Raw genomic sequence first — 21,814 nt, forward strand, 5'->3', positions numbered from 1 at the left:
GCGCCAAAGCAAAAACCCCTCGCAGCGAATGCTGTCGAGGGGTTTTGCACAATAAGAGCCTGGCGATGACCTACTTTCACACGGGAATCCGCACTATCATCGGCGCGGAGCTGTTTCACGGACCTGTTCGGGATGGGAAGGGGTGGTTCCAGCTCGCTATGGTCACCAGGCATGAGGGGTTGTGGCGCTGTCCTGGGACAGCGTCACGAATCGGGATGTAGTGTTGGTTGTGTATGGACTGTGTCAACTGGCACAAGGCGAATCACTCACCAGGCAAAACACACTGGTTATAGGATCAAGCCTTACGGGCAATTAGTACTGGTTAGCTTAACGCATTACTGCGCTTCCACACCCAGCCTATCAACGTCCTGGTCTCGAACGACCCTTCAAGGAGGTCAAGCCTCCAGGGAATCCTCATCTTCAGGCGAGTTTCCCGCTTAGATGCTTTCAGCGGTTATCTCTTCCGTACATAGCTACCCTGCGATGCCTCTGGCGAGACAACAGGTACACCAGCGGTACGTCCACTCCGGTCCTCTCGTACTAGGAGCAGCCCCCGTCAAGATTCCAACGCCCACGGCAGATAGGGACCAAACTGTCTCACGACGTTTTAAACCCAGCTCACGTACCTCTTTAAATGGCGAACAGCCATACCCTTGGGACCGGCTACAGCCCCAGGATGAGATGAGCCGACATCGAGGTGCCAAACACCGCCGTCGATATGAACTCTTGGGCGGTATCAGCCTGTTATCCCCAGAGTACCTTTTATCCGTTGAGCGATGGCCCTTCCATTCAGAACCACCGGATCACTATGTCCTGCTTTCGCACCTGCTCGACTTGTCGGTCTCGCAGTTAAGCACGCTTTTGCCATTGCACTTTAGGTACGATGTCCGACCGTACCAAGCGTACCTTCGAACTCCTCCGTTACACTTTGGGAGGAGACCGCCCCAGTCAAACTGCCTACCATGCACTGTCCCCGACCCGGATTCACGGGCCAAGGTTAGAACCTCAAACAAACCAGGGTGGTATTTCAAGGACGGCTCCACGTGAACTGGCGTCCACGCTTCAAAGCCTCCCACCTATCCTACACAGATCGGTTCAAAGTCCAATGCAAAGCTACAGTAAAGGTTCATGGGGTCTTTCCGTCTAGCCGCGGGGAGATTGCATCATCACAAACACTTCAACTTCGCTGAGTCTCGGGAGGAGACAGTGTGGCCATCGTTACGCCATTCGTGCAGGTCGGAACTTACCCGACAAGGAATTTCGCTACCTTAGGACCGTTATAGTTACGGCCGCCGTTTACCGGGACTTCAATCAAGAGCTTGCACCCCATCATTTAATCTTCCGGCACCGGGCAGGCGTCACACCCTATACGTCCACTTTCGTGTTTGCAGAGTGCTGTGTTTTTATTAAACAGTCGCAGCCACCATTTTATTGCAACCCCTTCACCCTTCTGGCGCAGGCCAGTCAAGCTACCAGGGCGTACCTTATCCCGAAGTTACGGTACCAATTTGCCGAGTTCCTTCTCCCGAGTTCTCTCAAGCGCCTTAGAATACTCATCTCGCCCACCTGTGTCGGTTTGCGGTACGGTCTCGTATGACTGAAGCTTAGAGGCTTTTCTTGGAACCACTTCCAATTGCTTCGCAGCACTAGGCCGCTCGCCCCACACTCTTGAATTCCGCGCCCGGATTTGCCTAAGCGCCTTCTCCAATGCAGGGACCGGGACTTCCAACACCCGGACAACCTTCCGCGATCCGTCCCCCCATCGCATCATACGACGGTGCAGGAATATTAACCTGCTTCCCATCAGCTACGCATCTCTGCCTCGCCTTAGGGGCCGACTCACCCTACGCCGATGAACGTTGCGTAGGAAACCTTGGGCTTACGGCGAGGGGGCCTTTCACCCCCTTTATCGCTACTCATGTCAGCATTCGCACTTCTGATACCTCCAGCATCCTTTACAAGACACCTTCACAGGCTTACAGAACGCTCTCCTACCACGCACTTGCGTGCGTCCGCAGCTTCGGTATATGGCTTAGCCCCGTTACATCTTCCGCGCAGGACGACTCGATCAGTGAGCTATTACGCTTTCTTTAAAGGGTGGCTGCTTCTAAGCCAACCTCCTGACTGTTTTAGCCTTCCCACTTCGTTTCCCACTTAGCCATATTTGGGGACCTTAGCTGGCGGTCTGGGTTGTTTCCCTCTTGACACCGGACGTTAGCACCCGATGTCTGTCTCCCGTGATTGCACTCTTCGGTATTCGGAGTTTGCTATGGCGGGGTAATCAGCAATAGACCCCCCAACCATGACAGTGCTCTACCCCCGAAGGTGAGACACGAGGCACTACCTAAATAGTTTTCGGAGAGAACCAGCTATTTCCAGATTTGTTTAGCCTTTCACCCCTATCCACAGCTCATCCCCTAACTTTTCAACGTTAGTGGGTTCGGTCCTCCAGTACGTGTTACCGCACCTTCAACCTGGCCATGGATAGATCATCTGGTTTCGGGTCTACACCCAGCGACTCAACGCCCTGTTCGGACTCGCTTTCGCTACGCCTTCCCTAATCGGTTAAGCTTGCCACTGAATGTAAGTCGCTGACCCATTATACAAAAGGTACGCCGTCACCCCTTACGAGGCTCCGACTGTTTGTATGCATGCGGTTTCAGGATCTATTTCACTCCCCTCCCGGGGTTCTTTTCGCCTTTCCCTCACGGTACTGGTTCACTATCGGTCGATCACGAGTATTTAGCCTTGGAGGATGGTCCCCCCATCTTCAGACAGGATTTCACGTGTCCCGCCCTACTTGTCGTACACCTAGTTCCACAATCGTGTTTTCGCATACAGGGCTATCACCTGCTAGGGCCGGGCTTTCCATCCCGTTCTGCTAACACCACTGCTAAAGAGTACAAGGCTCTTCCCATTTCGTTCGCCACTACTCTGGGAATCTCGGTTGATTTCTGTTCCTGCAGCTACTTAGATGTTTCAGTTCGCCGCGTTCGCTTCCCTGACCTATGAATTCAGTCAGGGATGACCCATACGGGCCGGGTTTCCCCATTCGGACATCTCCGGATCAAAGCTTGTTTGCCAGCTCCCCGAAGCTTTTCGCAGGCTACCGCGTCCTTCATCGCCTGTGATCGCCAAGGCATCCACCACATGCACTTGTTCGCTTGACCCTATAACGAGTGTGTCTCGATGACTCGAAACCGTCGCTACAGGATGAGTTCTCGCATTTGTGCCGTATTCCAAGTCATCTTTCGATCACTTAAATACATTTTGGTTGATACAATCACAACCCGGTATCGCGTTATACAACTGTGCGTCTCATCAACGCACCGCGACACCTTTACTACATCCCATATTGTTAAAGAACAGCCGATTCGCAGGTGAGACCCGCGATCGCTTGGCAATGCCAAAGGGAAGCACTCAGTAAGCGCTTTCCTTTGACAACCAAACCAAGGTACCAGGTAGTTTCGTCCCGCTCGTAAGCGGTGGTGGAGGATGACGGGATCGAACCGACGACCCCCTGCTTGCAAAGCAGGTGCTCTCCCAGCTGAGCTAATCCCCCCTTCGGATAACTTGGTGGGTCTGGTAGGACTTGAACCTACGACCCCCGCCTTATCAAGACGGTGCTCTAACCACCTGAGCTACAGACCCTTGGCTGTAACAGCAAACAAACCGATAAGTGTGAACGCTAGGCTTGAGACACAAGCCTCTGGAAAGGAGGTGATCCAGCCGCACCTTCCGATACGGCTACCTTGTTACGACTTCACCCCAGTCATGAACCCTGCCGTGGTAATCGCCCTCCTTGCGGTTAGGCTAACTACTTCTGGCAAAACCCACTCCCATGGTGTGACGGGCGGTGTGTACAAGACCCGGGAACGTATTCACCGCGGCATGCTGATCCGCGATTACTAGCGATTCCAGCTTCACGCAGTCGAGTTGCAGACTGCGATCCGGACTACGATGCGTTTTCTGGGATTAGCTCCCCCTCGCGGGTTGGCAACCCTCTGTACGCACCATTGTATGACGTGTGAAGCCCTACCCATAAGGGCCATGAGGACTTGACGTCATCCCCACCTTCCTCCGGTTTGTCACCGGCAGTCTCTCTAGAGTGCCCTTTCGTAGCAACTAGAGACAAGGGTTGCGCTCGTTGCGGGACTTAACCCAACATCTCACGACACGAGCTGACGACAGCCATGCAGCACCTGTGTCCACTTTCCCTTTCGGGCACCTGATGCATCTCTGCTTCGTTAGTGGCATGTCAAGGGTAGGTAAGGTTTTTCGCGTTGCATCGAATTAATCCACATCATCCACCGCTTGTGCGGGTCCCCGTCAATTCCTTTGAGTTTTAATCTTGCGACCGTACTCCCCAGGCGGTCAACTTCACGCGTTAGCTACGTTACTGAAGAAATGAATCCCCAACAACTAGTTGACATCGTTTAGGGCGTGGACTACCAGGGTATCTAATCCTGTTTGCTCCCCACGCTTTCGTGCATGAGCGTCAGTGACGTCCCAGGGGGCTGCCTTCGCCATCGGTATTCCTCCACATCTCTACGCATTTCACTGCTACACGTGGAATTCTACCCCCCTCTGACATACTCTAGCCTGACAGTCACAAGCGCCATTCCCAAGTTGAGCTCGGGGATTTCACGCCTGTCTTATCAAACCGCCTGCGCACGCTTTACGCCCAGTAATTCCGATTAACGCTCGCACCCTACGTATTACCGCGGCTGCTGGCACGTAGTTAGCCGGTGCTTATTCTTCCGGTACCGTCATCGACCCCGGGTATTGGCCAGGGCCATTTCTTTCCGGACAAAAGTGCTTTACAACCCGAAGGCCTTCTTCACACACGCGGCATTGCTGGATCAGGGTTGCCCCCATTGTCCAAAATTCCCCACTGCTGCCTCCCGTAGGAGTCTGGGCCGTGTCTCAGTCCCAGTGTGGCTGATCGTCCTCTCAGACCAGCTACTGATCGTCGCCTTGGTAGGCTTTTACCCCACCAACTAGCTAATCAGACATCGGCCGCTCCTGTCGCGCGAGGCCTTACGGTCCCCCGCTTTCACCCTCAGGTCGTATGCGGTATTAGCTAATCTTTCGACTAGTTATCCCCCACGACAGGGCACGTTCCGATGTATTACTCACCCGTTCGCCACTCGCCACCAGGGTTGCCCCCGTGCTGCCGTTCGACTTGCATGTGTAAGGCATGCCGCCAGCGTTCAATCTGAGCCAGGATCAAACTCTTCAGTTCAATCTCTGTGTGGAAGCCTCGCGGCTCCCTCGCTCTTTCGAGCGGTCGCTCACTCTCAGAAAACTGACTGACCAGATCCGAAGACCCGGTCACGTTTTGCTGTGCGAGCACTGTATAACTTGAAGCAACACTGTCCGAAGACAGCGGCGTCCGCTACCCAGCGCCCACACTTATCGGTTGTTTGTTTGTTAAAGAACTTCGCCACCCGGCTTTGCCGTTCAGCGCGCCGCGTTGTCTGCAGCAGAGAAACGAGATTATGCAGAGCTTTCTTCGTTTCGTCAACCGTTTGCAGCAATCTTTTTTGCTGCCGTCAGCGCTGCAAACCTTGCTGCGCCAACCTTCCGGCCGACCCCGCATCCCTTGCTGCGCCTGCCTTGCAGGGCCGCTTGGTGTTGCGAGGGGGCGAATAATAAGCGACCGCAACGGGGTTGGCAAGCGGTTCCACGAAATAATTCGAAGGCACCGGTAAATCCTGCCGAAAACGCACCAGTTTGTCAGCCACAGCCCCATGATTCATGATCTGGGCTGGGGCAAACCAGCCACCCCGCCGCCGCAGTCTTGCGGGGCGGCCAGACTCAATCGGAACCTCATGACCATCAGCATCGTAAGACTGGGGGCACCGCGTGCGGCCGCCGAGGGCCTGCGCATCGGTACCGTGCGCCGGCCGCCGCGTGGCGTGCCCAAATCGGAGTTTGCGAGCCGCGATTTCTATGATGTCTGGTACCCGGCGCTTTCGCCATCGCCGGAGCTGGTTGCGCAGGCACTACATGCGACCGACGATAAACAATGGCGGGCTTTCGTGCGGCATTTCCGCAAGGAAATGGCCGAGCCGGACGCCAGCCGTACGCTGGACCTGCTGGCAGCGCTGTCGCACCAGACCAATTTCTCGGTGGGCTGCTATTGCGAAGACGAAGCGCGTTGCCACCGCTCGGTCTTGCGCGAGCTGCTCATCGAACGCGGGGCCGTGATCGGCTGAGTTGCGCGACGTGCCGGGATTCTCCCGGCTTTGTTCTCAGGTTTTCCCGCTTCCCCTTTTCCGATGGCGCTGAACGTAGTCTGGCTCGGCTTTTTCCTGATTTCCTTCTCCGTCGCCTGCGTCCGCGTGATCCAGGGCGACCTCGCCGTCTTCCCGGCGATGCTCGGCAGCCTGTTCGACAGCGCCCGCACAGCCTTCGAGATTGCGCTCGGACTGGCGGGGGTGATGAGTCTGTGGCTAGGCATCATGCGCATCGGCGAGCGCGCTGGCGTTGTGGACGCCTTCGCCCGGCTGGTGAACCCGCTGTTGCGGCACTTCTTTCCCGGGGTGCCCCAAGGCCACCCTGCGCAGGGCGCCATGATGATGAACGTATCGGCCAACCTGCTCGGGCTGGACAACGCCGCCACGCCGCTGGGACTGAACGCCATGCGCGAGTTGCAGACGCTGAACCGGCGCCCGGACGTTGCCACCGACGCGCAGATCATGTTCATCGTGCTGAACTCTGCCGGGCTGACGCTGATCCCGACTTCAGTCATCGCCATCCGCCAGACCATCGCGGTCAAGCAGGGGCTGGTCGGCTTCAACGCCGCTGACATCTTCTTGCCGACGCTGCTGGCCACTGGGGGTGCCTGCCTGGCCGGGCTGCTGGCAGTGGCATGGGTCCAGCGGATCAACCTGCTGCGGCCCGCGGTACTGGTGGCGTTCGCGCTGGTCATCGCGCTGCTTGGGGCGATGTTCGCGTGGTTGCGGCATGCGCCGCCCGCACAAGTCGGCACCGTGACGGCGCTCGCTGGCGCCGGGTTTATCCTGTCCTTGATCACCCTCTTCCTGATCTGCGGTGCGCTACGCCGGGTCAATGTGTATGAGGCGTTTATCGACGGCGCCAAAGAAGGCTTCGGCGTAGCCGTGCAGATCATTCCCTATCTGGTTGCGATCCTGGTCGCCATCGGCCTGTTCCGCGCCGCCGGCTGCATGGATGTGCTGATGGCCTGGCTCACGCAGGCTTTCGCCAAATTGGGTGTCAACACCGACTTTGTCCCGGCGCTTCCGGTCGGGCTGATGAAGATCTTGTCAGGCGCCGGGGCCCGCGGGCTGATGGTCGACGTGATGACGACTTACGGCGTGGACTCATTTCAGGGGCGCCTGGCGGCGATTATCCAGGGCTCGACTGAAACGACGTTCTATGTCCTCGCGGTTTATTTTGGCAGCATCAATGTGCGCAATACGCGCCACGCGCTCGGCTGCGCGCTAGTAGCGGACGCTGCCGGCATTGTTTGTGCGGTGGGCGCCGCATATCTTTTCCGCTGACTGTGTTAGCCCCGGCTATGTTGCGCTCATACAACGATATTGTGCGCATCATCCTACATTGACACATTGCACTTGGTGCGTCGCAACAAAGCATGTATAGTGAAGTCTGTCTCCTCCACCACCTCGGTGGATTCCAACCCACGCATAACCTGCGTGGGTTTTTTTTCGTCTGTATTCGGCGCTGCTGCAACGGCGAGGCGCCTGGCCGTAGGGGTTTTCCGCAGCGCAACAAGACGCGCCGAGGACGACGGCATGGCACCCGACACAAGAAATGTCCGGCCAGGGGGCATCCTCCACACTGGCCACCCGGTCGGCGAGACTTTACGGAACGCGGCGTTAGCCTATATTGATTGGATACCTCCGCCGCCAGCACGAGGCACGCCATGCCAGACATCACGTTCCCTCGCAGCCTCCCGACATACTGTGCAGCCAGCCTGACGCTGTCCTGCCCGGCGACGGTAAACGGCAGTCCCACCTTGTATTCCGTCACCGCCGAGGCGCTCGAAGCCCATTTCGGTGCGCGCTCGCCGCGCGAGGAAGACCTGGTGGCCGCCTTTACCAATAACCGCCAACGGATCGAGCGCCTGGCCGAAAGCCTGTTCGAGTTGACCGAGGCGCGTGAAATCGTGCTTCGCAGCGGCCATTTCCGCTTCGCGGGCTGACCCGCCCGCTTCGCTGCCCGCTTTCTGGGGCGCTTTGTCTTGGTCCGGGCTCCGCGCTTCAATCGGCTTTGGCTTCGCCGCGCACTAACAAGACCGGCACGGTGGACTGGCGGATCACCGCCTCGGCAACGCTGCCCAGCACCAGCCGGCGCACCCCGCGTCGGCCGTGCGTGCCGATCACCAGCAAGTCTGCGCCCCATTGGCGCGCGGCCTCATTGATGGAAGCACCGATGTCGCCAGGTACCGCAGCCGCGCTCACCAGGCGGGTTTCATGTGCGACCCCGGCGCTGGCCAGGCGCTGCGCCGCACCGTGCAGGGCCCGCTGGCCGCTTTCCTCGAAGGCCTTCTGCAACTGGCTTGAGTCGTAGTATCCGGCGTCGAACATCGGGGTGCCGGTATCGACGACATAGAGCGCCAGTACGGTGGCCCCGCCAGGGGACGCTACGCGAGTGGCTTCATCAACCGCCAGCGCGGACGTGCTGCTGCCGTCCACCGCCACCACGATCTTGCTGTATGCCGCACTAGTCATCACGTACCTCCGTCGATAGAAAAGAGAGAGGCGGCGTCGTGCCGCCTGTCTTGAATAGTACACATGGAGCGAAGCCGGGGTTCCGCGCCGGCGCAAACACACTGCAGGCGCGCTCGCTTTAATTGACCGACCGGTCGGCTTATATATAATAGGGCCAGCCGCGCCGGAGCCGGATGGGTGAGGCGCCCCGCCAGAGGAGACGATATGTACACGCAGAGTCTTGACCTGCCAGGCCAGCACGCCGATGCAGCACAGGCCAGCGCGCCCCCCGATGAAGCCGCCCGCCAGGCGGCATTCGATGCGTGCATGGCCGCCGACGGCAAGATCGAGCCGCAGGACTGGATGCCGCAGGCCTACCGCAAGACCCTGGTGCGCCAGATCTCGCAGCACGCGCACTCCGAGATCGTCGGCATGCTGCCGGAGGGCAACTGGATCAGCCGGGCGCCGTCGCTCAAGCGCAAGGCCATCCTGCTGGCCAAGGTGCAGGATGAAGGTGGCCACGGCCTCTACCTGTATTCCGCCGCCGAGACCCTGGACGCGTCGCGTGACGACATGGTCGATGCGCTGCACAGCGGCAAGGCCAAGTATTCGTCGATCTTCAATTACCCAACCCTGACCTGGGCCGACGTGGGGGTGATCGGCTGGCTGGTCGACGGCGCCGCAATCATGAACCAGATCCCGTTGTGCCGCTGCTCGTACGGACCGTATGCGCGCGCCATGATCCGCATCTGCAAGGAAGAGTCGTTCCACCAGCGCCAGGGCTTCGACGCGCTGCTGGCCATGATGCGCGGCACCGACGCCCAGCGCGAAATGGTGCAGGACGCGGTCAATCGCTGGTGGTTCCCGGTGCTGATGATGTTCGGTCCGCCCGATGCGGCCTCGACCAACAGCGCGCAGACCATGGCCTGGGGCATCAAGCGCATCTCCAACGACGACCTGCGCCAAAAGTTTGTCGATGCCACGGTCGAGCAGGCACGGGTGCTGGGCGTGACGCTGCCTGACCCCGGCCTGCAATGGAATGCCGAGCGCGGCCACTACGACTACAGCCCGCTGGACTGGGATGAATTCTGGCGTGTCATCAACGGCGACGGTCCCTGCAACCGGGAACGCCTGGCAACCCGCGTGAAGGCGCACGAAGACGGCGCCTGGGTGCGCGAAGCCGCGCTGGCGCACGCCGCCAAGCTGGCCGAGCGCGAATCCCGCGCCAGCCGCGCCGCCGCCTGATCCCAGGCATCGGCAACCTGAGGAGACCACGATGCAACGCAAGGAATGGCCGCTGTGGGAAGTGTTCGTGCGCAGCAAGCAAGGCCTGGAACACAAGCATTGCGGCAGCCTGCATGCGGCCGACGCACAGCAGGCGCTGCACATGGCGCGCGACGTCTATACCCGTCGCCAGGAAGGCGTATCGATCTGGGTGGTGCCGTCCGCGGCCATCACCGCCAGCGTGCCGGAGGAAAAGCCGGAGCTGTTCGATCCGATGGCCGACAAGATCTACCGGCACCCGACGTTCTACCAACTACCCGACGAAGTCAACCACATGTAAGGCCCGCCCGATGACCGCGTCCCCACAGCTTGCCGTGCCTGCCTCGCTGGACCACCTGCCGCCGGCGCGCACCGCCGCGTTGCGCTACGTGCTGCGCCTGGCCGACAACGCCCTGATCCTTGGCCAGCGAAACGCCGAGTGGTGCGGCCATGGGCCGGTGCTGGAAGAAGACATCGCCCTGGCCAATATCAGCCTCGATCTGATCGGCCAGGCGCGGCTGCTGTATGGCCGTGCCGGCGAACTGGAGGGCGAGCTGACCGGCCTGCCCCGCCATGAGGATGACTACGCCTACTGGCGCGCCGAGCGCGATTTCCGCAACTGGACGCTGCTGGAACTGCCGCATCGCGGCCCGCTGGCCGGTAACGCCGCCGCCGTGCGCGACTATGCCGTCACCATGGTGCGCAACTTCCTGTACAGCGCGCTGATGGTGGAGCTCTGGCAGGCCCTGCTGGCCAGCCGGGATGAACAGCTGGCCGCGATCGCCGCCAAGGCGCTCAAGGAGGCGCGCTATCACCTGCACCATGCCGCGGGCTGGACGGTGCGGCTGGGCGACGGCACCGAGGCGTCGCACGCGCGCATGCAGCGTGCGCTGGAACACCTACTGCCTTATATGAACGAGTGTTTTGCGGAAGATCCGGTCGAAAGCGAGGCTGCCGCCCAGGGCATCGGCGTGGTCACCGCCACGCTGCGCCCGGCCTGGGATGCGACTGTCGCCGAGACACTCCAGGCCGCCACGCTGACGCTGCCGCCGGCAACCGGCTTTGTCTCGGCCGGCAAGCATGGCTTGCATTCGGAGCACATGAGCTACCTGCTGGGCGAGATGCAGGGGCTGGCGAGGGCCCATCCGGGCGCGCAATGGTAAGCGCACGCTTCAGCGCAAAGGGTTGATCCACATGAACCTCACCCGCCTCCCTTCCCCGAACGTGCACGACGCAAGCGCCACCGGGGCGCGCGTCGCGCGCGCGTGGGCGGCGCTCGAGGCGGTGCCGGACCCGGAGATCCCGGTAGTGTCGATCGGCGAACTGGGCATCCTGCGCGAGGTCGTATCGGCGCCGGACGGCGTGCTGGAAATCGTCATCACGCCCACCTATTCCGGTTGCCCGGCAATGTCGCAGATCGGTGAGGACGTTGGCCAGGCGCTGGACCGCGCCGGGCTGGCGCCGTGGCGCATCCGCACCGTGCTGGCGCCGGCCTGGACCACGGACTGGATCACGCCGGCCGCGCGCGAGCGCCTGCGCGCGTTCGGCATCGCGCCGCCGGGACAGTGCGGCACGCCCGCCGGGGCGCAGCCGCTGCGCTTTGTGCCGCGCGCCGGCGCAGCCGATGTTGTGCCCTGCCCGCGTTGCGGCAGCGTCCATACGCAAGAGATCTCGCGTTTTGCCTCGACCGCCTGCAAGGCGCTGTACCGGTGCCTGGACTGCCGCGAGCCGTTCGATTATTTCAAACCCTACTGAGCCCCCGGGCCGAGCCAGGCTGCCATGACTCCACAGTTCCACCCGCTGCGCGTGGCGCAGGTGCGCCCCGAGACCGCCGACACCATCTCGATCGCCTTCGAGGTCCCGGACGCGCTGCGCAATGCCTACCGGTTCACGCAAGGCCAGTTCCTGACGCTGAAGGCGCCGGTCGACGGCAAGGACTTGCGGCGCTCTTACTCGATCTGTTCGGCGGTGCAGGACTATGACGCGCACGGCGAATTGCGCGTCGCGGTCAAGCTGGTGGAAGACGGGCTGTTTTCCAGCCATCTGCACGATTCCATCGCCCCCGGGCAGGTGATCGACGTGATGACGCCCGACGGGCGCTTCCACGTGCCGCTCGATGCCAATGCCGCGCGCCACTACGTGGCCTTTGCCGCCGGCAGCGGCATCACGCCGGTGCTGTCGCTGGTTCGCACCACGCTGCAGGCAGAGCCGCACAGCCGCTTCACCCTGGTCTATGGCAACCGCAATGTCGACAGCATCATCTTTTCCGAAGCGCTGGAGGACCTGAAGAACCAGTACCTGGCGCGCTTCACGCTCTACCACGTGCTGTCGCGCCAGCCGCAGGAAGTGGACCTGCTGCACGGCCGGCTCGACCACGCGCGGGTCACCGCCTTCCTGCAGACGCTGATCCCGGTCGACGACATCGATGCGGCCTTTGTCTGCGGGCCGGCCTCGATGATCGACGAGGTCGAGGCGGCGCTGCGCGACGCGGGGCTGGACCCGCACCGCATCCACGCCGAGCGTTTCGGGGTGCCGCTGGCGCGGGCGACGCCCAAGCCGGTCGCAGCCCACGCCGACCACGCCGGCACGGCCGAGCTGGTGGTGGTGCTGGATGGCAAGCAGCACAGCATGCGGCTGCCGCTCGAGGACGCCAACGTGCTCGACACCGCGCTGGCCGCCGGGCTGGACCTGCCCTACGCCTGCAAGGGCGGCGTCTGTTGCACCTGCCGGGCCAAGGTGCTGGAAGGCAAGGTCGAGATGGAAAAGAACTACACGCTGGAGCCCTGGGAGATGGACAAGGGCTTCGTGCTCACCTGCCAGGCGCGGGCGCTTACGCCGCGGGTGGTGGTCAGCTACGACGAACGCTGATCCGGGCCAGCCGGCGTGTGCGTAGTCAGACAAGCGCTGACATTGGCCAGCATGGGCCGTGACTACAATGGCGGCAGGCGGCGCCCTGCTGGCGCGATGCTTGCAGGCGGGTGATCCGGCGCGCGGGGCGGGCGGTGGCCACGCCGCCGCCGCGGCGGCGCCAGCGAACCGCCCCACCCATATACAATCACGGCCATGCAATATATCCACGTCGTAAACGGTGATGTAGCAGGCACGACCCTGCGCCAGGCGCTGGCCCAGGCTGCGCGGCCGGACCCTGTCGTGGTGCTGCGCGACGATCTCGCGGTCGGTCCGCTGGCGGACATCGACAGCACCGGCATGATCCGCTCCGGATTCTGGCAGCGGGTCGCCCCGCACACCGACATCGACTTCGCCGCCGAGATGCGCCAGGCGCTGGACCAGCTGCTGGCGCTGCGGCAGGACGACATGGAAGTGGCGATCTGGCACGGCCAGAGCGCTGCCGACCAGCTGATGCTGCGCCGGGTGGTGTTCCACCTGTACCAGGCGCCGCAGCGGATCAACGAGGTCGCGATGGACCTGCGCGAACTGGAAACGCCGGCACAGGGCAACCTGGCGGCGATCGGCATGTACACGCCGGCGCGGCTGGCGCGGCGCTTCTCCACTATCGCCCCGGTCTCGGTGCTGCGGCTGGGGCGCCTCGGCTACGAGTGGCAGCAGAACGTCAAGGAAAACGCCGACGTGCGGCTGTGGAAGGGCAACACCCTGGTGCCGGCGGCCTACCGCACCATTGACGACATCATCATGGAACGCGCCCCGGCCGACTGGACCCCAGCGGCGCAGGTGGTGGGCAGCGTGATGGGCGCGATCGAGGGCTTGCTCGCCAGCGACTGGTTCGTGTTCTGGCGCTGTCGCGAGCTCATCGCCATGGGCCAGCTGGTACTGCGCGGCAACGCCGACTCGCTCGATACCTGTGAGCTGCGCCGCCATGCCGGCGGCAGCGGAGGCGAATAAACAAGCATATATGGCCCGTACCAAGGCACCCGATTTCGAGGCGCAGCGCGAGCAGATCCTGGACCTGGCCGCCGCCGCCTTCGCCAACAGCAGCTACCCCAGCACCTCGATGGCCGACCTGGCCGCCGCCTGCGGCACCTCCAAGGCGCGGCTGTATCACTATTACGAGAGCAAGGAAGCGATCCTGTTCGACCTGCTGGACCGCTACACGCGCCGGCTGATGCTGCTCGTCACCGAAGTGGAAGCCGATGCCGAGCGCCATGCCCGCACCGACAAGGAAGCCTTCGGCAACCTGATCCGCGCCTTCCTGGCCGAGTACGAGACCTCGCAGACGCGCCATATCGCACTGATCAACGACGTCAAGTTCCTTGCCGAGGCCCAGCGCGACCTGATCCTGGGCCGCGAGCGCGACGTGGTCGCGGCGTTCTCGCGCCTGCTGCGCCGCGCCTACCCGGAGCGCGTCACGCGCGAGAACCAGACTGCGCTGACCATGACCATCTTCGGCATGATCAACTGGACCTTCACCTGGCTCAAGCCGGGCGGCCGCCTGTCGTACGCCGACTTTGCCGAGATGGTGGTCGACCTGCTCGAAGGCGGGCTGCCCGGCCGCGCCGCCGCCGGACGCTAGGCCAGCCACGCCGCAGCCCGCCCCCGCTTACATCCACTCGGCCTCTTCACGCTGGCGCCGCTGCTCGCGGTCCTGGCGGAACATCTCTTCCAGCTCGTCGCGCGCCTGGCGCGCCAGCGAGACCAGCTTCTTCTGGTCGGTGTAGTGGGGATAGAAGCGGTCGATCGCCTCGATGTTGTGGCGCCGGAACCGCAGCGCGACGTTGCGTGCCTCGCCCGGGTCGAAGCCCATCCCTTCCAGCACGCGCCGGCCCAGCATCAGCGAGCCCTCGAACATTTCGCGCTCGAACAGCTGCACGCCGCGGTCCTTGAGCTGATAGACATGCGAGACATGGCGCGCGCGGGCGTAGATCTGCAGCGCGGGGAAGCGCTCGCGTACGCGGTCGATCAGCGCCAGGCTGTCGTCCATGCTGTCGATGGCGACGACCAGGATGCGCGCGTCGGCAATGCCGGCGGCCTCGAGCAGGTCCAGCCGGGTCGCGTCGCCATAGAACACCTTGAAGCCGTACTGCCGCAGGAATTCGATCTGGTCCGGATCGTGGTCCAGCACCGTCACGCCCACGCCCTGGGTGTACAGCAGGCGCCCGATGATCTGGCCGAAGCGCCCGAAGCCGGCGATCAGCACCGGGTTGTGCTGCGGCGTGATGATTTCGTCCGGCCGCTTCTTGCCGGCGCCGATGCGTGGCGCGACCAGCCGGTCATAGGCCAGCAGCAGCAGCGGCGTCGCCACCATCGACAGCGCCACCACCAGCACCAGCAGGGCCTCGGTCTCGCGCGGCAGCAGTCCGGCGCCGCCAGCGACGCCGAACACCACGAACGCGAATTCCCCGCCCTGCGAGATCAGCAACGCGAACAGCAGGCGCTGGCCGCGGGCAATGGAGAAATACCGCGCCAGCAGCGCCAGCACCACTGTCTTCGCCGCCACGAGGGCGGCAACCAACCCCAGCACCAGCCAGGGAGAACGTGCCAGCACGGCAAAATCGATCGACATGCCGACCGCCATGAAGAACAGCCCAAGCAGCAGGCCCTTGAACGGCTCCAGGTCGGCCTCGAGGGCGTGGCGGTATTCCGAATCGGCGAGCAGCACGCCGGCCAGGAAGGTGCCCAGCGCCATCGACAGGCCCACCGCGTCCATCATCAGCGCGATGCCTACCACCAGCAGCAGCGCGAAGGCGGTGAACATCTCGCGCATGTCGGTGCGGGCGATGAAGCGCAGCGCCGGGCGCACCAGGTAGCGGCCGCCCGCCACCACCGCGCCGATCACCGCCACTGCCTTGCCCGCCGCGAGCCAGCCGGCCGCGCCGGCGCCAGCGCCTTCAGCGCCTTGCGTGGCCAGCAGCGGCAGCAGCGCGATCATCGGGATCGCGGCGATGTCCTGGAACAGCAGGATGCCGAAGCTTGCGGCTCCCGCCGGGGTGCCGAACAGGTTGCGCTCGGTCAGCGTCGCCAGCGCGATCGCGGTGGACGACAGCGCCAGCCCGAGCCCGGCCACCAGCGCCACCTGCCAGGGCGCGCCGGCCAGCGCCGCGGCCGCGCCGATCACCAGCGCGCACGCGGCGAGTTGCGCGCCGCCATAGCCAAAGATGCTCCGCCGCAGCGCCCACAGCTTGCGCGGCTCCAGTTCCAGGCCGATCACGAACATCATCAGCACTACGCCGAACTCGGAGAAGTGCAGGATCGACTCAACATCGGTCACCAGGCGCAGTGCGAACGGCCCGATCGCCGCGCCGGCCAGCAGGTAGCCCAGCACCGCGCCCAGGCCGCTGCGCCGCGCCAGGGGCACCGCCACGACCGCCGCCACCAGGAATACCAGTAGCGCAATCAGAAAATCATGCTGGTTCATGCCTGCACCTCTGCCGGCACCGCATGGGTGCCCAGCCGCCCGCAGACATGGGCGATGTGGTCGGCCAGCGCCTGCGCATCGGCATTGTGGGCGTCATGCAGCACCACCGGCGGCAGCCAAGTCATGCCGCACAACAAGGCGGTCTGCTCCAGCGGCAGCAGGAACTCGGCGACCGGGTGGCCATGGATGCCTTCCGGCCCGTAGGCGTCGGCCGTGCCGCCGGTGCTGACCACCGCCAGCAGCGACTTGCCGCGCAGCGCGGTGCCGCCCGGGCCATAGGCCCAGCCCGGTTCCAGCACTTCATCCAGCCACAGCTTGAGCAGCGCGGGCACGCTGTACCAGCGCACCGGAAACTGCAGCACGATGGTGTCCGAGACCGACACCACGCGCTGTTCGGCAACGACATCGATGTCGTAGTCGACATAGCTGCGGTAAAGGTCACGCACCTGGACTTGCGGCAGCGCGCTCAGCGCGTCGGCCAACGGCCGGTTGACGCGCGAGCGGCTGGGCGCCGGGTGCGCGTAGATCACAACGATGGGAGGCTCGGTCATTGAAAGGCGCTGGGACTGAGGGGTGATCGGGACAAATCCAGAGGTCGCGACGAATTGTCGCGTTGCACCAAATCCACACCTGCGGGCGCGCAACAATTCATCACATTTTTTTAAGTAGTTGATTCTATTAGTTTTAATCGGCTGTCCAGCGCAGCGGGAATCTGCTGCGGCGCGGGATGCTTACGTCAAACTGACAATTCCACTACAATACTTTTCGCGCTGCATCAAGCTGGTGTTTCCCCGAGTCTCGCATGGATGCCAGGAAAAGTGCCTGGAAAAACACCATCGCAGTGCCTATTTTTATCTGACAGCACCGGAAGGAATCATCGTGAACCCGCTCGAACTGAGCAAGGCCGTCGGCGCACTGACCGACGAAGATCTGCGCAAGGCAGCCGAAGCCAACCAAGCCGCCCATCGCGCCACCGTCCTGGTGCGCGAGCTGGCGGCCCACCACCGCTCGCGCCTGCTGAAGCATTTCCTCGCCCTGGGCGAGGAGGATCGCCTGCTCCGTTTCGGCCAGTCGGTGGGCGACCACGTGATCGAAGCCTATGTCGACAGCATCGACTTCGACCATGACAGCGTGTTCGGCGTCTACGACGACAAGCTCGAGCTGATCGGCGTCGGCCATTTCGCCAACCTGCGCGACAACGCCCAGGGGCGCGTGGCGGAGTTCGGCGTGTCGGTGTCGGGGAGCGCCCGCGGCCGCGGCATCGGCAGCGCGCTGTTCGAGCGGGCCGCCATCCATGGTCGCAATACCAGCGTCCGCACGCTGTACATGCACTGCCTGTCGCGCAATGCCGCGATGATGCACATTGCCAAGAAGGCCGGCATGAAGGTCCAGTATGCCTACGGCGAAGCCGACGCCTACCTGGAACTGCCGCCCGCGGACACTGCAAGCCGCCTGAGCGAGGCGCTGGACGAGCAGCTCGCCGACCTGGACTACGCGGTGCGCCGCAACCTGCGCGACGCACGCCGCTTCGGCCTGCGCTTCTGGCGCACCATGGTGCCGCAGAAGCATACCGCCTGACCGGCCGGGCCCACTGACCCACCGGCCGCACGGCATCGACGAAAAACGGCGCATCGCCACGATGCGCCGTTTTGCTTTTTCAGACTCGGCAGCCCACCTCAGGCCGCGCCGCCCACCGGCAGCGCGGTGGTGTCCTTGATACTCTCCAGCGCGAAGCTCGAGCGCACGTCGATGACCGAAGGATGCGCCAGCAACTGTTCCTGCATGAAGCGCGCAAAGTGCTCCATGTCCTCGACATAGACCTTGAGCAGCAGGTCCATCTCGCCGGTCATGGCGTGGCAGGCCGCCACTTCCGGCCAGACCGCGATCGAGGCGCGGAACAGGTCCAGCGGCGCCTTGCCCTTGGGCGCGCCGCCATGCTTCTCCAGCCGCACATTGATATAGGCCAGCAGGCCGAGCCCGATCTTGTTGGGCTCAAGCAGCGCCGCGTACTGCCGGATCACGCCTATCTCTTCCAGCCGCCGGATGCGGCGCAGGCAGGGGCTGGGCGACAGGTTCACGCGCTCGGCCACCTCCAGGTTGGTCAACCGGCCGTTGGTCTGCAGCACTTCCAGGATCTTCCGGTCGATCTTGTCCAACTCCACCTTGCTCACGATATTGTTGCTCCGCAATATGTTTATTGGCAATTTTTTTGCGCAAATTTAGCAAGCCGTGCACAAGTACGCAATTTTTTGTGAAATTACATCCGATCTACGCTCGATTTTGTGAGGTCGGCAGCCTTATCGGTCACTCGCGCGTCAGCCGGTCGGGCCGGGCATTCCCTGGTGGTGCTGCCGGTATTTCCGCCGCAACCGCTGACCGCACGGGCGAGGTGGTGCCCGGGTCCGGCAAGCAGGGAAGCGGCATTCTACGGGGGTTTATGCCTGGGCCAGCACCTTCTTGGCGTGGACCGCGCCGGCGTTCTGCGCTGAATCAAAAAAAAAGCGCGCGGCCAGCAGGCTCGCGCGCTTGGTGACGTGCGCTGGCAGCGGCGCTCAGGCGGCGCTGCCAGGGAGCTCGATCAGCCGCCGCTGGTGGACGGCGCCGCCGGATTGGCCGGTGCCGGCTGGCTGCCGGGAGCCATGCCCCGCGGGCCCCGGTCGCCCCGATGGGGATGGTCGCGGTGCATCTTCTCCATGCCCGCGCGGATTTCATCGCGGGTCAGCTTGCCGTCGCGGTTGGCATCGAGCTGGTCGAAGCGCTTGGCCAGGCCCGGCATGCCGGCATTCGCCTCAGCCTTGGTCAGCGCGCCGTCGCCGTTCTTGTCGGCGGCCTTGAACTTCTCGTCGAAGGCAGCCTGCATGCGCGCATGATGCTCGGCCATGGCGGTCTTGCGGTGCGCATCCATCTCGGCCTTGTCGATCTTGCCGTCGCGGTTGGTATCGAGCTTGTTGAACCAGGCATCGGCCTCGGCCTTGGAAATCGCGCCATCGCCGTCGGTATCGATTGCCTTCATCCACATTCCGCCGCCATGGTGGCGATGGTGGTGGTCCATGCCTGGCTTGCCGGCCGGCGCTGGCGATGCGCCCGGCGCAGCGGGCGCGCTGGCCTGGGCAAAGGCGCCGCCGGCGACCAGCAGGGCGGCCGATGCGGCCAGGAAGTGCTTCAGAATCTGCGGCTTGTGATTGCGTTGCATGTCGTGCTCCTTGTCATCACGTTGGCATGTACGGATTAGAACGCAGACGATGCAGCGAAGTTGGCGGTTTTAATACGATGTTACCCGCCTCACAGAAAGCCGGCAGTGGCGTAAGGGAACGCAAGCAAAGCGGAATAATCGATGCGCCGGGAGTCTAGGGCTGCCCTTTCGGTGCCATCTGGCCTTCTTGGACCGCCTCGGGCGACACCGATTGGTATTGGTGCGGATCGACGGGCTGCGGTTGGGGCTGCGCCGGCTGCCCCGATGGTGCTGCCTGAACCGGCTGCGGCTGGGGTTGCAGCTGGGCTTGCTGCGCCGCTGGCTGGGACTGGGGTTGCGCCTGCGGCTGGGCCGGTTGCCCCGGCGGCAAGCCGCGCGGCGGCTGGGCCGGTGTGGGCTGGCCAGCGGCCTGCGCCGGCGGCGGCATGGGCGTTGCCAAGGGCGCCGCCGCGCCGGCGGGCGGCGTCGGCAGCGGGCCGGCGGCACGCGGCGCAGCGCGCGTGGCAGCCGCCTGCAGCGGCAATGCGATCTCTTGGCGTACGCCATTGCGCTCGATCACCACGGCGCGCTGACGGACTTCCACCAGCCGGATTTGCGGCGACAGTTCGGCGCCCATGCGCACGGCCTTGGCCGGGGCGCCGTCGATGGAGACGATCGCCGCGCTGGCGCCACCGCCGAGCTCGGCCACCACACCGAGCAGTTGCACGTTGCTGGGCCCGCGCTGCGCCGAGCCGCCGAACAGTGTCGCAACCGCGCCGGTCTCGACCGCCTCGGTCTGTGCCACGCGCGCGCTCTTGGGCACCGGGATGGTTCGCATCGCGCTGAACGTCAGCACCCAGTAGGTGACCAGCGCGCACAGCGCGATAAACAGCGCCACGCTGGCCAGGCGCGGCAGCCACAGCGCGGAGGCATCGAAGCGGAACGAAGGCCGGACGGACAATTGCATGGATCGGGATCCTGGATACCCGCCGCGGCGGGTCATGGCGCGAGAGCGAGAGACGCGCCAAGCGTACCAGAGCCCCATGACGCTGTCTGCCGCGCCGGCGGTGCTTCCGGCGTTGCCGCCGGTACGCTTAGAGCAAGTCGTCCAGCAGGTCGGGGCCGAACACCTCGCGCTCGATATGCGCCACCGGCACGCCCGCGCTCACCAGCGCGTGACGCTGCGCCTGCATGAAACCGAGCGGTCCGCACAGGTAGAAGCGGCCATCGACAAAGCGCTGCAGGTCGGTCTGGCGCAGCATCTCGGCCAACGGCATGGTGCCGGCGTGGTCGTAATCGCGGCCCGCGACATCTTCTGCTTGCGGGAACTCATAGCTGATGTGGGTGACCAGGCCGGGCAGGCGCTCGCGCGCCCATTGCAGGTCGGCGCGATGGGCATGGTGGCGGCCATCGCGGGCGGCGTGGGCGAACAGCACCGGTCGTTGCGAGCCCTGCGCGGCCAGCGTGCGCAGCACCGACAACATCGGCGTGATGCCGATGCCCCCCGACAGCAGCACCAGCGGGCGGCGGCTTTCCAGCGCCGGGGTGAACTCGCCGAACGGCGCGCTCACCTTGAGCTCGGCACCCTCGTGGGCGTTGGCGTGCAGCCAGTTCGAGACTGCGCCGGCCGGCGTGGCCTGGTCGCCGTCCTCGCGCTTGACCGAGATGCGCCAGGTCGGCAGCCCGGCCTCGGCCGACAGCGAGTACTGGCGCAGCTGGCGCGTACCGTTGTCCAGGCGCGCCTCGACGCTGATGTACTGGCCCGGGCGGAAGTCGCGCAGCGGCTGGCCATCGGCGGCTTCCAGCGTCAGCGCCACCACCTGGCCGCCCTGCGCCTCGCGGCGCACCACGCGCACCGGAATCAGTGCGCCGGCGGCCACGCCGGTGCGCTGGTACAGGCGCGCCTCGGCGGCGATCAGTTCGCCGGCCAGCAGCCAGTAAGCCTCGTCCCAGGCGGCCAGCAGCGGCGGCGTGGCAGCTTCGCCTAGCACCGCGGAGATCGCGCCGAGCAGGTGCCGGCCGACAATCGGATAGTGCGCGGGCGTAATGCCCACCGCCGCGTGCTTGTGCACGATGCGCTCGACCACCGGCCCCAGCGCCGCAGCGTTGTCGATGTTTGCCGCGTAGGCGAACACGGCCGACGCCAGCGACTGCTGCTGGCTGCCGTTGGCCTGGTTGCCCATGTTGAACAGCTGGGTCAGTTCGGGCCGGTCGGCGAACATCTCGCGGTAGAAATGCGTGGTGATGGCCAGGCCGTGCTCACGCAGCACGGGCACGCTTGCATCGATATAGGGGCGGGAAGCGGCGGACAGCATCAGGAATCACTCCGTTTTATTCATGCAATCGAAA

General features: G+C 63.8%; 18 protein-coding genes, 2 tRNA genes and 3 rRNA genes. 11 read left to right on the forward strand and 12 right to left on the reverse strand.

Annotated elements, in window-relative coordinates; translation table 11 throughout:
- Positions 1-57: 57 nt before the first annotated feature.
- The 5 genes from rrf to ACOCMH_RS15500 form a co-directional block, all read right to left on the reverse strand.
- Positions 58-170 (reverse strand): 5S ribosomal RNA (gene rrf, locus ACOCMH_RS15480).
- A gap of 121 nt (positions 171-291) precedes the next feature.
- Positions 292-3,170 (reverse strand): 23S ribosomal RNA (locus tag ACOCMH_RS15485).
- 316 nt (positions 3,171-3,486) lie between these two features.
- Positions 3,487-3,562, reverse strand: a tRNA-Ala gene (locus ACOCMH_RS15490).
- 12 nt (positions 3,563-3,574) lie between these two features.
- Positions 3,575-3,651, reverse strand: a tRNA-Ile gene (locus ACOCMH_RS15495).
- Positions 3,652-3,713: 62 nt separating this feature from the next.
- Positions 3,714-5,245, reverse strand: a 16S ribosomal RNA gene (locus tag ACOCMH_RS15500).
- Together the 16S, 23S and 5S rRNA genes with 2 tRNA genes alongside form the textbook arrangement of a ribosomal RNA operon.
- 589 nt (positions 5,246-5,834) lie before the next feature.
- Here ACOCMH_RS15500 and ACOCMH_RS15505 point away from each other — a divergent pair.
- From ACOCMH_RS15505 to ACOCMH_RS15515, 3 genes are all read left to right on the forward strand, one after another.
- Positions 5,835-6,221, forward strand: a complete 387-nt coding sequence (locus ACOCMH_RS15505; protein WP_427311692.1) for a DUF488 domain-containing protein — start codon at positions 5,835-5,837, stop codon at positions 6,219-6,221.
- 63 nt (positions 6,222-6,284) lie between these two features.
- A complete protein-coding gene (locus ACOCMH_RS15510) occupies positions 6,285-7,529 on the forward strand; it encodes a nucleoside recognition domain-containing protein (RefSeq protein ID WP_427311694.1) in 1,245 nt (414 codons plus the stop codon).
- 383 nt (positions 7,530-7,912) lie between these two features.
- The gene (locus tag ACOCMH_RS15515) at positions 7,913-8,191 is read left to right on the forward strand and encodes a DUF1488 domain-containing protein (RefSeq protein WP_018006086.1); all 279 of its coding nucleotides are present in this window, start codon (positions 7,913-7,915) and stop codon (positions 8,189-8,191) included.
- Positions 8,192-8,249: 58 nt separating this feature from the next.
- On the opposite strand, the gene ACOCMH_RS15520 is transcribed toward ACOCMH_RS15515, so the two are convergent.
- Positions 8,250-8,720, reverse strand: a complete 471-nt coding sequence (locus ACOCMH_RS15520) for a universal stress protein (protein ID WP_427311695.1) — start codon at positions 8,718-8,720, stop codon at positions 8,250-8,252.
- Between the two features lie 204 nt (positions 8,721-8,924).
- On the opposite strand from ACOCMH_RS15520, the gene paaA reads away from it, so the two are divergent.
- From paaA to ACOCMH_RS15555, 7 genes are all read left to right on the forward strand, one after another.
- A complete protein-coding gene (gene paaA / locus ACOCMH_RS15525) occupies positions 8,925-9,944 on the forward strand; it encodes a 1,2-phenylacetyl-CoA epoxidase subunit PaaA (RefSeq protein ID WP_427311697.1) in 1,020 nt (339 codons plus the stop codon).
- 31 nt (positions 9,945-9,975) lie between these two features.
- Entirely contained in the window at positions 9,976-10,263 is a 288-nt protein-coding gene (gene paaB / locus ACOCMH_RS15530; RefSeq protein ID WP_012354162.1) for a 1,2-phenylacetyl-CoA epoxidase subunit PaaB, read from the forward strand.
- Positions 10,264-10,273: 10 nt separating this feature from the next.
- Entirely contained in the window at positions 10,274-11,125 is an 852-nt protein-coding gene (gene paaC, locus ACOCMH_RS15535; RefSeq protein ID WP_427311700.1) for a 1,2-phenylacetyl-CoA epoxidase subunit PaaC, read from the forward strand.
- A gap of 31 nt (positions 11,126-11,156) precedes the next feature.
- The gene (gene paaD / locus ACOCMH_RS15540) at positions 11,157-11,717 is read left to right on the forward strand and encodes a 1,2-phenylacetyl-CoA epoxidase subunit PaaD (RefSeq protein WP_427311702.1); all 561 of its coding nucleotides are present in this window, start codon (positions 11,157-11,159) and stop codon (positions 11,715-11,717) included.
- Positions 11,718-11,741: 24 nt separating this feature from the next.
- The gene (gene paaE, locus ACOCMH_RS15545; protein ID WP_427311704.1) at positions 11,742-12,830 is read left to right on the forward strand and encodes a 1,2-phenylacetyl-CoA epoxidase subunit PaaE; all 1,089 of its coding nucleotides are present in this window, start codon (positions 11,742-11,744) and stop codon (positions 12,828-12,830) included.
- Positions 12,831-13,025: 195 nt separating this feature from the next.
- Positions 13,026-13,823: a DUF1835 domain-containing protein gene (locus ACOCMH_RS15550; protein WP_427311705.1), complete on the forward strand. Its 798-nt coding sequence runs from the start codon at positions 13,026-13,028 to the stop codon at positions 13,821-13,823.
- A 10-nt stretch (positions 13,824-13,833) separates the two neighbouring features.
- Positions 13,834-14,451 (forward strand): TetR/AcrR family transcriptional regulator, encoded by a 618-nt coding sequence (locus ACOCMH_RS15555; protein ID WP_427311707.1) that lies wholly within the window; start codon positions 13,834-13,836, stop codon positions 14,449-14,451.
- 27 nt (positions 14,452-14,478) lie between these two features.
- On the opposite strand, the gene kefC is transcribed toward ACOCMH_RS15555, so the two are convergent.
- Together kefC and ACOCMH_RS15565 are read right to left on the reverse strand one after the other, a co-directional pair.
- The gene (gene kefC / locus ACOCMH_RS15560; protein WP_427311709.1) at positions 14,479-16,293 is read right to left on the reverse strand and encodes a glutathione-regulated potassium-efflux system protein KefC; all 1,815 of its coding nucleotides are present in this window, start codon (positions 16,291-16,293) and stop codon (positions 14,479-14,481) included.
- Entirely contained in the window at positions 16,290-16,844 is a 555-nt protein-coding gene (locus ACOCMH_RS15565) for an NAD(P)H-dependent oxidoreductase (protein ID WP_427311711.1), read from the reverse strand. The genes kefC and ACOCMH_RS15565 overlap by 4 nt, the downstream gene beginning before the upstream one ends.
- Positions 16,845-17,172: 328 nt before the next feature.
- On the opposite strand from ACOCMH_RS15565, the gene ACOCMH_RS15570 reads away from it, so the two are divergent.
- Complete coding sequence (locus ACOCMH_RS15570) at positions 17,173-17,871, forward strand: GNAT family N-acetyltransferase (protein ID WP_427311713.1); 699 nt, start codon at positions 17,173-17,175, stop codon at positions 17,869-17,871.
- 98 nt (positions 17,872-17,969) lie between these two features.
- Here the strand turns inward: ACOCMH_RS15570 and ACOCMH_RS15575 are convergent, their stop codons facing one another.
- From ACOCMH_RS15575 to ACOCMH_RS15590, 4 genes are all read right to left on the reverse strand, one after another.
- The gene (locus tag ACOCMH_RS15575) at positions 17,970-18,464 is read right to left on the reverse strand and encodes an Lrp/AsnC family transcriptional regulator (protein WP_010813460.1); all 495 of its coding nucleotides are present in this window, start codon (positions 18,462-18,464) and stop codon (positions 17,970-17,972) included.
- Positions 18,465-18,871: 407 nt separating this feature from the next.
- Positions 18,872-19,486 (reverse strand): EF-hand domain-containing protein, encoded by a 615-nt coding sequence (locus ACOCMH_RS15580; protein WP_427311716.1) that lies wholly within the window; start codon positions 19,484-19,486, stop codon positions 18,872-18,874.
- Between the two features lie 154 nt (positions 19,487-19,640).
- Positions 19,641-20,432 (reverse strand): type II secretion system protein N, encoded by a 792-nt coding sequence (locus tag ACOCMH_RS15585; protein ID WP_427311718.1) that lies wholly within the window; start codon positions 20,430-20,432, stop codon positions 19,641-19,643.
- A gap of 127 nt (positions 20,433-20,559) precedes the next feature.
- A complete protein-coding gene (locus ACOCMH_RS15590; protein WP_427311719.1) occupies positions 20,560-21,780 on the reverse strand; it encodes a globin domain-containing protein in 1,221 nt (406 codons plus the stop codon).
- Positions 21,781-21,814: the final 34 nt, after the last annotated feature.

This window comes from Cupriavidus sp. H39, assembly GCF_050271075.1.
Lineage (GTDB): Bacteria > Pseudomonadota > Gammaproteobacteria > Burkholderiales > Burkholderiaceae > Cupriavidus > Cupriavidus necator_B.

What these genes read in the sequence shown, in the direction of transcription:
- ACOCMH_RS15515 (WP_018006086.1), top strand. Translation starts at nt 7,913, where the DNA reads ATGCCAGACATCACGTTCCCTCGCAGCCTCCCGACATACTGTGCAGCC.
- ACOCMH_RS15520 (WP_427311695.1), bottom strand. Translation starts at nt 8,720, where the DNA reads ATGACTAGTGCGGCATACAGCAAGATCGTGGTGGCGGTGGACGGCAGC.
- paaD (WP_427311702.1), top strand. Translation starts at nt 11,157, where the DNA reads ATGAACCTCACCCGCCTCCCTTCCCCGAACGTGCACGACGCAAGCGCC.
- paaB (WP_012354162.1), top strand. Translation starts at nt 9,976, where the DNA reads ATGCAACGCAAGGAATGGCCGCTGTGGGAAGTGTTCGTGCGCAGCAAG.
- ACOCMH_RS15510 (WP_427311694.1), top strand. Translation starts at nt 6,285, where the DNA reads ATGGCGCTGAACGTAGTCTGGCTCGGCTTTTTCCTGATTTCCTTCTCC.
- ACOCMH_RS15590 (WP_427311719.1), bottom strand. Translation starts at nt 21,780, where the DNA reads ATGCTGTCCGCCGCTTCCCGCCCCTATATCGATGCAAGCGTGCCCGTG.
- ACOCMH_RS15505 (WP_427311692.1), top strand. Translation starts at nt 5,835, where the DNA reads ATGACCATCAGCATCGTAAGACTGGGGGCACCGCGTGCGGCCGCCGAG.
- ACOCMH_RS15565 (WP_427311711.1), bottom strand. Translation starts at nt 16,844, where the DNA reads ATGACCGAGCCTCCCATCGTTGTGATCTACGCGCACCCGGCGCCCAGC.
- ACOCMH_RS15555 (WP_427311707.1), top strand. Translation starts at nt 13,834, where the DNA reads ATGGCCCGTACCAAGGCACCCGATTTCGAGGCGCAGCGCGAGCAGATC.
- paaA (WP_427311697.1), top strand. Translation starts at nt 8,925, where the DNA reads ATGTACACGCAGAGTCTTGACCTGCCAGGCCAGCACGCCGATGCAGCA.
- paaE (WP_427311704.1), top strand. Translation starts at nt 11,742, where the DNA reads ATGACTCCACAGTTCCACCCGCTGCGCGTGGCGCAGGTGCGCCCCGAG.
- kefC (WP_427311709.1), bottom strand. Translation starts at nt 16,293, where the DNA reads ATGAACCAGCATGATTTTCTGATTGCGCTACTGGTATTCCTGGTGGCG.
- ACOCMH_RS15585 (WP_427311718.1), bottom strand. Translation starts at nt 20,432, where the DNA reads ATGCAATTGTCCGTCCGGCCTTCGTTCCGCTTCGATGCCTCCGCGCTG.
- ACOCMH_RS15580 (WP_427311716.1), bottom strand. Translation starts at nt 19,486, where the DNA reads ATGCAACGCAATCACAAGCCGCAGATTCTGAAGCACTTCCTGGCCGCA.
- ACOCMH_RS15550 (WP_427311705.1), top strand. Translation starts at nt 13,026, where the DNA reads ATGCAATATATCCACGTCGTAAACGGTGATGTAGCAGGCACGACCCTG.
- paaC (WP_427311700.1), top strand. Translation starts at nt 10,274, where the DNA reads ATGACCGCGTCCCCACAGCTTGCCGTGCCTGCCTCGCTGGACCACCTG.